Source organism: Ruegeria sp. BHSB064 (assembly GCF_059613205.1).
Window position 1 is genome coordinate 1 of the sequence record NZ_JBXWSB010000227.1, and the last position, 2801, is coordinate 2801.

A 2801-nucleotide genomic window follows, 5' to 3' on the forward strand; every position below is an offset into this window, starting at 1 on the left:
ATGCAGGCCAGATGGGTGCCGGGTTTGATCCAGTCTTTCATCAGCAGCGGCTCGAAGGCTGAGGTGATGGTTATGATGACATCCGCCTGTGCGCCGAGTTCCTCTTGCGTGACCGCTTCGAACTCCAGACCAAGCTCGGTTGCGACAGCACTAAGGCGGGGCAGCATCTCGGGGTGCGGGTTCCAGGCGACGACCTTCTCAAAATCACGCTGCTCGGCGGCAGCGCGCAGCTGGAATGTGGACTGGTGCCCCGCGCCGACCATACCCAGCACCTTGGCATCCTTGCGGGCCAGATGGGCGATGGACACGGCGGATGAGGCCGCAGTACGTACGGCGGTCAGGTAGTTGCCGCCGACCAGCGCCGAGAGCCGCCCGGTATCGGGGTCGAACAGAAAGACGGTGGACTGGTGATTGGTCAGGCCCTTGTCCATGTTGCCGGGCCAGTAGCCGCCGGATTTGACGCCCAGCACCTGACCGGCGCGGTCAAAGCCGGATTTGAAGCCGTAAAGCGCATCAGCATAGCCGATGGCCTCACGAATGACGGGGAAGTTATAGGCGTCGCCGCGTGCCATGGCGGCAAAGACGTCCTGTACCGCGTCGAACGCCTCGGCGCGGCCGACCAGTTTCTGGCACAGATCTTCTCCGACGATCAGCAGGGGTTTGTCTGTCATATCTTTCATGACCTTTTCCTTAAGCTTTGGGGTGCGGGTCCGGGCGGCAGGGGAAAGGATAACTGCCGCCCGGGACGCATCTGCGGCGGCTAGTAAGCCTTGCCACGAGCGGAAACGGGCCAAAGCGCTTCAACCTTGCCGTTCCGAACACCCACATACCAATCATGCACATTGGCGGTCGGGTCACAGTGACCGGGCACCAGATGCAGCTTGTCATTGACCTTCAGAACGCCGTCGGGGTCGGCGACCACGCCGTGCTCGTCCGAGCATTTGACATATTCCACATCCGTGCGCCCAAAGATTACCGGCAGACCACTGTCCACGGATTGGGCCTTGAGGCCCGCATCCACGATGGCCTTGTCAGCCTTGGCATGGCTCATGACGCTGGTGAGGATGAAGAAGGCGTTCTCCCATTCCCCCCGGTCGATACGGTTGCCGTATTCATCAAGGATGCGGCCATAATCGGCATCCATGAAGGCGTAAGAGCCGCATTGCAGTTCGTTATACACGCCCGAGGTACTCTCGAAGTAATACGACCCGGTGCCGCCACCGCCGACGATATCGCAGTCCAGCCCTTCGGCCTTGAGCCCGTCCACGGCGTCTTTGACCTGCGCCACGGCGATGTCGATCTTGGCTTTGCGGTCCTCATACAGATCCATGTGCTGCATCGCGCCCTGATAGGCCTGGATACCGGCAAACTTGAGACCCGGGGCCGCGTCGATCGCTTTGGCGATGGCGATGACGTCCGCTGTGGTGGTCACGCCGCAGCGACCCGCGCCGCAGTCGATCTCGACCAGGCATTCGATCTGGGTGCCGTGGCGCTGCGCGGCATCGGACAGATCACCCACATTGTCGATATCGTCAACACAGCAGATCGTCCGCGCGCCCAGCTTGGGCATCCGCGCCAGACGGTCGATCTTGGCCGGGTCGCGTACCTGATTGGACACAAGCACATCCTTGATGCCGCCACGGGCAAAGACCTCGGCCTCCGAGACCTTCTGGCAGCAAATGCCGCAGGCGCCGCCCAGTTCGACCTGTAGCTGCGCCACGTCGACGGATTTGTGCATCTTGCCATGCACCCGGTGGCGCATGCCGTGGGCCTTGGCGTAATCGCCCATCTTTTTGATGTTGCGCTCCAGCGCATCCAGATCCAGCACCAGAGCGGGGGTCTGGATCTCGGACGCGTCCATGCCGATGGCGGCGGGGATGTCGTAGCCGACCTCAAGCTGATCGATATTCACAGGCATATTCATCTCTCTTCCTCCTCAGCCCAAAGTCCAGGGCAGTTTGTCCAGATCCACATTGCCGCCGGTGATGATCACGCCGACGCGTTTGCCCTTGAAGGCGTCCGGGTTCTTCAGGATGGTCGCCAGCGGCACGGCGCAGCTGGGTTCCATCACGATGCGCAGGTATTTCCAGGTGATCTTCATCGCGGCGATGATCTCGTCTTCGCTGGCGGTGTGGATGTCGCTGACGAAGTTCGAGACAAAGTGCCAGGTGTTTTCCTTCAGCGGCACTTTCAGCCCGTCAGCGATGGTGACCGGCGCGTCATCGGCGATGATGTGACCCGCCTTGAAGCTGCGATAGGCATCGTCGGCCTGTTCCGGTTCCGAAGCGTAGATCTTCACCTCGGGTGCCAGATTCGACAGGGTCAGGCAGGTGCCCGAGATCATGCCGCCACCGCCGATGGGCGCAACCACGGCATCCAGCCCGTCGGTCTGTTCCAGCAGCTCCGCCGAACAGGTCGCCTGACCCGCAATCACGCGCGGGTCGTTATAGGGGTGCACGAACTCGCCGCCTGTGCGGGCCTGCACCTCGGCAAATACCGCCTCGCGCGAGGTGGTCGAGGGCTCGCATTCGGTGATGATCCCGCCATAGCGACGCACCGCGTCCTTCTTGGCCTGCGGGGCCGTGCGCGGCATCACCACGTTGCAGGGAATGCCCCGGCGGCCCGCCGCATAAGACAGGCTGAGCGCATGGTTGCCGGAAGAATGCGTGCAGACGCCGCGTTCGGCAGCCTCGTCGTTCAGGCCAAAGACCGCATTGCAGGCCCCGCGCACTTTGAAAGCGCCCGCCTCCTGGAAGTTCTCGCATTTGAAGAACAGCTGCGCGCCGGTCAGGTCGTCCAGA

3 protein-coding genes are annotated in these 2801 nt (G+C 62.3%); all 3 read right to left on the minus strand.

Annotated features, from left to right (window positions below):
- Window positions 1-680: ornithine cyclodeaminase family protein (locus AC2FNU_RS24485; RefSeq protein WP_496794113.1), on the minus strand; the 680-nt coding region annotated here is incomplete at its 3' end.
- 80 nt (window positions 681-760) lie between these two features.
- Window positions 761-1924, minus strand: coding sequence for a 3-hydroxy-D-aspartate aldolase BhcC (gene bhcC / locus AC2FNU_RS24490; protein ID WP_496794117.1), 1164 nt, complete (start codon window positions 1922-1924; stop codon window positions 761-763).
- 12 nt (window positions 1925-1936) lie between these two features.
- On the minus strand, window positions 1937-2801 hold an 865-nt coding region (locus AC2FNU_RS24495; RefSeq protein WP_496794121.1), incomplete at its 5' end, for a pyridoxal-phosphate dependent enzyme.